The sequence below is a fragment of the Micromonospora solifontis genome, assembly GCF_003725545.1.
Classification (GTDB): domain Bacteria; phylum Actinomycetota; class Actinomycetes; order Mycobacteriales; family Micromonosporaceae; genus Micromonospora; species Micromonospora solifontis.
The window spans coordinates 1-6,649 of the sequence record NZ_RJLN01000153.1 but is presented as its reverse complement, the minus strand read 5'-3'; the positions used below and the strand labels follow the sequence as shown (position 1 = coordinate 6,649).

Annotated in this window: 5 protein-coding genes; 2 read left to right on the top strand and 3 right to left on the bottom strand. The window is 73.0% G+C overall.

The genetic code is table 11. The features are described 5' to 3' along the window. Positions 1-1,341 (top strand): D-alanyl-D-alanine carboxypeptidase family protein (locus EFE23_RS27210; protein WP_239559352.1); only part of this gene is annotated, 1,341 nt, incomplete at its 5' end. Positions 1,342-1,529: 188 nt separating this feature from the next. Here the strand turns inward: EFE23_RS27210 and EFE23_RS27205 are convergent. The 3 genes from EFE23_RS27205 to EFE23_RS27195 all read right to left on the bottom strand — a co-directional run bounded on the left by EFE23_RS27205 (position 1,530) and on the right by EFE23_RS27195 (position 5,202). After that, complete coding sequence (locus tag EFE23_RS27205) at positions 1,530-2,717, bottom strand: alanine--tRNA ligase-related protein (protein WP_123243728.1); 1,188 nt, start codon at positions 2,715-2,717, stop codon at positions 1,530-1,532. A 236-nt stretch (positions 2,718-2,953) separates the two neighbouring features. Then, on the bottom strand, positions 2,954-4,096 hold the full coding sequence (locus EFE23_RS27200; RefSeq protein WP_123243727.1) for a fatty acid desaturase family protein: 1,143 nt from the start codon (positions 4,094-4,096) through the stop codon (positions 2,954-2,956). Between the two features lie 14 nt (positions 4,097-4,110). Next, positions 4,111-5,202, bottom strand: coding sequence for a ferredoxin reductase (locus tag EFE23_RS27195; RefSeq protein ID WP_123243726.1), 1,092 nt, complete (start codon positions 5,200-5,202; stop codon positions 4,111-4,113). An 86-nt stretch (positions 5,203-5,288) separates the two neighbouring features. On the opposite strand from EFE23_RS27195, the gene EFE23_RS27190 reads away from it, so the two are divergent. Then, complete coding sequence (locus tag EFE23_RS27190) at positions 5,289-6,515, top strand: PucR family transcriptional regulator (RefSeq protein WP_123243729.1); 1,227 nt, start codon at positions 5,289-5,291, stop codon at positions 6,513-6,515. The last annotated feature ends 134 nt before the right edge of the window (positions 6,516-6,649 follow it).

Genomic DNA, 6,649 nt, shown 5'->3' with positions numbered 1-6,649 from the left:
GTCGTCGCGGGCCCGCACGGGCCGGACCGGCCTGGCCCGCCACCGGTGGACCGCGCCGTCCCGGGCGTAATCGGTCCCGACCGGGCCGCCGGATCGCAGTTCGCCGCCGGGCCGGTTCCGGCTCCCGGCCCGGCGAAGCGGCGTCGCTGGCTGCTCCCGCTCGTGGTGGTCCTCGTCCTGGCCGCGCTGCTCGGCTCGGGTGTCGCGGTGCAGCTCACCCGGGAGCTTCCCGCCGCGACCGTCACCACGTCGATCGCCTCCACGCTGCGGGTCCCGGGCACGATGCCGTCCCTGCCCTGGCCGAAGCGCGGTTCGGCGGAGCTGATGATCGAGGGACTGGGCCGGCTCGGCGGGTCGGGCGGCGGCGGGGCCGAGCCGATCGGCAGCGTGGCCAAGGTGATGACCGCTTACGTGATCCTCAAGGAGCACCCGCTGAGCGGGGAGGACGAGGGCCCGACCCTGACCGTGACGGCCGCGGACGTGGCCGACTACCACGCACGGATTCCCAGCGGGCAGTCGTTGGTGCCGGTCGTCGCCGGGGAACGGCTCACCGAGCGGGACGCGCTGGAAGCCCTCATGCTTCCCTCGGCGAACAACATCGCGCACCAGCTCGCGGTCTGGGACGCCGGCAGCGAGGCGGCCTTCGTCGACAAGATGAACGCCGCCGCCGACGAGTTGGGCCTCAAGGACACCCGCTACACCGACCCGAGCGGCTTCCTGCCGACCACCGTGAGCACGGCGGCCGACCAGGTCATCCTCGCCCGGGCCGCGCTCAAGATGCCGGTCTTCGCCACCATCGTCGAGCTGCGCGAAGCCACCATTCCCGTCGCCGGACGGATCAGAAACTACAACGACCTGCTCGGCGTCGAGGGCGTCTTCGGCATCAAGACCGGCTCGACGGACGAGGCGGGTGGCAACCTCGTCTTCGCCGCCCGGCTCAAGGTGGGCTCGCGTACGTTGATCGTGGTCGGCGCGGTGTTCAACCAGCCCGGCGCCAACACTCCCGAGCAGCTCGCCGCGGTCAACACGGTGGTCCGCCGGCTGCTCGTGGCGGTACGCCACACCGTCAAGGAGTACACCCTGCTCGCCGCCGACCGGGCCGGTGAGGTGCGGACCGCGTGGGGCGCCACCGCCGCGGTGAGCCCGGCCGAGGCGCTGAAGGTCGTCGGCTGGCCGGGCCTGGCGGTGCCGGTCCGGGTCGTGACCGACGCCCCCGGTGCCCGGGTCGGTGCCGGTCAGGTGGTCGGCTCGGTCGAGGCGGCGGGCCGGCGCGTGGACCTCCGTACCGACACCGCCACCGCCCAGCCGTCGCTGTGGTGGCGCCTGACCCGCCGCCCGTAGCGCTCGCCGTGCTCGTCGCCGCGCCCTGCCGCCTCCGGTAGGCGGCAGGCCCCGGTGTCCGGCCCACCGGACCGGCGCCCCTGGCGCCTCCGGCGTGCGGCAGGTCGCGTTTCCGGCTCACCGGAGACCGCCACCTGCCGCAACCTGCGCGTCGGCAGGTGGGGGTGGGCCCGCCCGACCGGGCGGACTCACCGCCTCGGGTCGGCGTCGACGGTGTCGAGGAGGCCGTCGACCAGGTCGCGGGGCAGCCCGTGGGTGTCGTGCAGCCAGTGGTAGTCCCGCTCGGTCAGCGGCCCGCGCGCCCATACCCGATCCACCAGCGGGCGGCCCCGGCGCAGCAGCCCCTGGAAGCGCCGCTCCTCGTCGGCGAGGACCGCGCGCAGCCGCGGCACGTCCGGGTCCTGCCGGAACCGCCGCCCCGCGTCGCGGAACGGGTCGTCGGGCAGGTCGGTCAGGCTGCGCGACGGGTCGTCCCGCCACAGCACGGTGAGCACCCGGCGGACCAGCCGGCGCAGCACGTACCCGCGGCCGGTGTTGCCGGGGCGTACCCCGTCGCCGAGAACGACCACCGCGGTGCGCAGGTGATCCGCGACGATCCGCAGCTCCGTCTCGCCGAGCGGCCACCGGTCGCGGACCGCCGCCACCCACGGGCGCAGCCCTACGCCCTGGTAGACGTTCCGGCCGCCGGTCAGCACCATCTCCAGGCGTTCCAGGCCCATCCCGGTGTCGATGCTGGACAACGGCAGCGGCGTCAGCCGGCCGTCCTCGTGCCGGTGGAGGCGCATCTGGACGTGGTTCCAGACCTCCATCCACCGGTCGTCGGTGCCGGGCGTGCCGGTCGGCGGCCCGTCCCCGGTCCACACGAAGATCTCCGAGTCGGGCCCGCACGGGCCGGTGGGGCCGTTGGACCACCAGTTGTCCGCGCCGTTCGCCTCCACCGGTACGCCCAGCTCGGTCCAGGTCCGCCACGCGGTCTCGTCCGGGCCGACCTGCCCGTCGCCGCCGAAGACGGTCGCGTGCAGCCGGCCGGGGTCGATGCGCAGGCCATCGGTGAGCAGCTCGTGGCCCCAGCGCAGGCTGGTCGCGATGTCGTAGTCACCCAGCGACCACGAGCCGAGCATGTCGAAGACGGTCAGGTGGGTGCGGTCGCCCACCTCGTCCAGGTCGGTGGTGCGCAGGCAGCGCTGCACGTTCACCAGCCGCCGGCCGCCGGGGTGCGGGCGCCCCAGCAGGTACGGGGTGAGCGGATGCATGCCGGAGGTGGTGAACAGCACCGGGTCCCCGGGCGGCGGGATCAGCGAACTCTCCGGCGCGTCGCGGTGGCCGAGCCGGTGGTAGTGGTCGAGGAAGGTGCGGACGATCTCGTCGGGTGTCATGGCGTGGGCCTTTCCGGGTCGGTGCGACCGGAAAGGGTCCGCCGCTGCGAGCGGTGGCGTGACACGAAGACGCCGGCGGACCGTTTCCGGTCGCCAGCGAGGTGGGATTCGTCAGGCGGCGGCAACCGGCGAGCGGGAAGCTCGCGCGGCCGCGACAGTGTGGCGCCTGATCTGCATGCCCCCGACGGTAGCGCAGACCAGGCGCCCCGCCCAGCCCATTTCCCCGCCTGACGTGGTCAGGCCGTGGTGGTGGAGACCAGCGGCGCCGGGGCGAGCGGCTCGGCGGCCTTGCTGCGCCGGTTCGGCAGGGACAGCCGGATCACCTTCCACCAGGCGGAGGCGACCTGCTTGGGCAGCGGGCCGGTGGTGTACTTCAGCCCGTACCGGTCGAACAGCGCCCGGACCTGCGGGGCGATCTCCTGGTAGCGGTTGCTGGGCAGGTCGGGGAAGAGGTGGTGCTCGATCTGGTACGACAGGTTGCCGGTCATGATGTGCAGCAGCCGGCTGCCGCTGATGTTGGCCGAGCCGAGCATCTGGCGCAGGTACCACTCGCCCTTGGTCTCACCCTCGATGGAGGTCTTCTCGAACGTCTCCACCCCGCTCGGGAAGTGCCCGCACATGATCACCGAGTGGCTCCACAGGTTGCGGATCAGGTTCGCGGTGAAGGTGGCGGCCAGGGTGGTGAGGAAGGACGGGCCGGACAGCAGCGGGTGCACCACGTAGTCCTTGAGCACCTGGCGGCGGATCTTGCGGCCGACCGCCCTGGCCCGGGCCCGGAACTCCGGGTCCTTGTGCCGGCCCTGCTTGAGGTTGTGCCCCAGCTCCAGGTCGTACGCGGCGATGCCGTACTCGAAGAAGGCGGCGTTGACCAGGTTGTACAGCGGCTGGCCCAGGTACATCGGGTGCCACGGCTGGTCCTCGTCCACCCGCATGATGCCGTACCCGAGGTCGTTGTCCTTGCCGACCACGTTGGTGAACCGGTGGTGCAGTTCGTTGTGCGAGTGCTTCCACTGCTCGGCCGGGGAGACGTGGTCCCAGTCCCAGGTGGTGGAGTGGATCTTCGGGTCGCGCATCCAGTCCCACTGCCCGTGCAGGATGTTGTGGCCGATCTCCATGTTGTCCAGGATCTTGGCGACCGCGAGGCCGGCCGTGCCGACGACCCAGGCCGGCGGGAACAGCGAGAAGAGCAGCACCGCCCGGCTGCTGATCTCCAGCGTCCGCTGCGTCTTGATCACTTTGCGGATGTAGCGGGCATCCCGCTCGCCCCGGTCGGCCAGCACCCGGTCCCGGATCGCGTCCAGCTCCTTGCCGATGATCTCGATGTCCGCGGCGCTGAGGTGGGCGATCGGGTTGTCGGCCTTCTTCTGGATCACGGTCACGTCGGTGGCTCCCGTCAGAGTTCGATGTCGCAGGTACCGGCCGCAGCCGACACGCAGGTCTGGATGAGCACCCCGTCGCCCGGCACGGCGGTGGTGAGATCCCCGTTGCGCAGGTCCCGGACCGCGCCCTCGCGCAGCGGGACCACGCAGCCGAAACAGATCCCCATCCGGCAACCGGAGGGCATCAGCACCCCGGCGGCCTCCCCCGCGTCGAGGATCGGGGTGGCCCCGTCCGCCTCGACGGTGACCCCGGCCCGGGCGAAGGTCACCGTGCCGCCCTCCCCCGGAGAGATCACGGTCGGCCGGAACCGCTCGGTGTGCAGCCGATCGACGACTCCCCTGGACGCCCAGTACCCCTCGACCGCTTCGAGCATGCCGAGCGGCCCGCAGGCCCAGGTCTCCCGGTCGAGGTGGTCGGGCACCAGGTCGTCCAGCTCCGCCACGTCCAGCAGCCCGTCGGTCTCGGTGTGCCGCTCGACCAGCCGCAGCGCCCCCGCCGCGGCGAGTTCCCGCAGCTCGGCGCCGAAGATCACGTCCTCCCGGGTGGGCGCGGAGTGCACCAGCACCACGTCGGCGCGCTCGGCCAGGCCGGCGCGGAGCATGCCCATGACCGGGGTGACGCCGCTGCCGGCGGTGACGAACAGGACCCGCTCGGGGGTTGCCGCGGGCAGGGTGAAGTCGCCCTGCGCCTGGTCGAGCTGGACGATCGTGCCGGGCCGCAGCCGGCGGACCAGGTGGTTGCTGACCTTGCCGTCGGGGATCGCCTTGACCGTCACGCTGATCCGGCCGTCCGCGCTGCCGGGCACCGAGGTGACCGAGTACGCCCGCCACTGCCGCACCCCGTCGACGTCCACGCCGAGGCGCACGTACTGCCCCGGAACGTGGCCGCGCCAGCCCCGGCCGGGCTGGATCACCACGGTCGCGGCGTCCCGGGTCTCCGGCCGCACGGCGACGACCCGGCCGCGCAGCGCCACACCGGAGTGCAGCGGCGCGATCAGGTCGAGGTAGTCCTGCGGCAGCAGCGGGGTGGTCACCGTGCCGGCCAGCCGCAGCAGCCGATCCCGGAACGAGACCTTCCGCGGGCGGCGCGGGACAGTTGTGGTCATATGACCAGGGTGGCCGCGTGATCGCATAACATCTTGACCGGCAAAGGTGAATCAGCCGCAGGTTTTTGTTCGGGGAGAACAACCGCATGTCCGACGAGTTCGGGACGAACCACCACGCCGCCCGCCTCGAACTCGACGCGCAGGTGGCGGCGCTGCTGCTCGACCGGCTGCCGGTGGTGGCCGAGCGGACGGTCAGCGCGATCACCGCCGAGGTGCCGGACTACTCCGGCGCCCTCACCGGCGCCATGCGGGAGAAGATCGAGAACGCGGTACGCATCGCGCTCGGCACGTTCCTGCAGCTCATCGAGGGTGCGCAGTCCACCGACCCGAGCACCCCGCTGGCCCCCGCCCTGGAGGCCGCGTACGCGCTGGGCAGCGGTGAGGCCCGCTCCGGGCGGAGCATGGACGCGCTGCTGGCCGCGTACCGGGTGGGCGCCCGGGTGGCCTGGCGAGAGGTCTCCACCATCACGGTACGCAACGGCCTGGCCGCCGAGACGGTGGCCGAGTTCGCCGAGCTGATGTTCGCCTACATCGACGAGCTGTCGGCGGCCAGCGTGGCCGGGCACGCCGACGAGCTGGCCAGCGCCGGCCGGGTGCGGCGGCGCTACCTGGAACGGCTCACCCAGCAGCTGCTGGCCGGGGAGCCGGAGGAGATCCTGCGCGGCAGCGCCGAACGGGCGGACTGGCCGCTGCCGCAGACGCTCACCGTCGTGCTGCTGCCCCGCCGGAACCTGCGCGCGGTGCTCGCCCTGCTCAACCCGCACACCCTGGAGAGCGGCGAGGACCTGCCCGGCATGGATCCCGCCGAGGAGCTGGCCGTGCTGCTGGTGCCGGACATGCACGGCGGCCGGCGCCGGCAGCTCGTCCGGCTGCTGCACGGCCACCGCGCGGTGCTCGGGCCGGCCCGGCCCTGGCACCGGGTCGCCGCGTCCTACCAGCGGGCCACCCGAGCCCTCGCCCTCGGCCTCGGCACGCCGGACGCCGCCCCGGTCGACACCGAGGAACACCTCGCCGAACTGCTGCTCAGCATGGACCCGGAGGCGTTGGCCGACCTGCGCGCCCAGGCCCTGCGCCCGCTCGCCGCGCTCCCCCCGGCCACCGCCCACCGGCTCGCCGAGACGCTGCGGTCCTGGCTGCTGCACCAGGGCCGCCGCGACGACGTGGCCGCCGAGCTGTTCGTGCACCCGCAGACGGTCCGCTACCGGATGGGCAAGCTGCGGGAGCTGTACGGGGACCGGCTGCACGACCCGGCCACCGTCCTGGCCCTCACCCTCGCCCTCGCCCTCCCGCCGGCCCCGCCCGAGGCGGGGTAAGGAAGGGCCCCTTCCTAACGCCTGGCGCGGTAAAGGGGCCCCCTCCTAAGAGGGCGTCTTGATCGGGTTGGATCTGGTACACGCTGGTTGGTGCCTTGCTGGCTGCGGGAGGCGTGGGTCGTGATGATCGACGT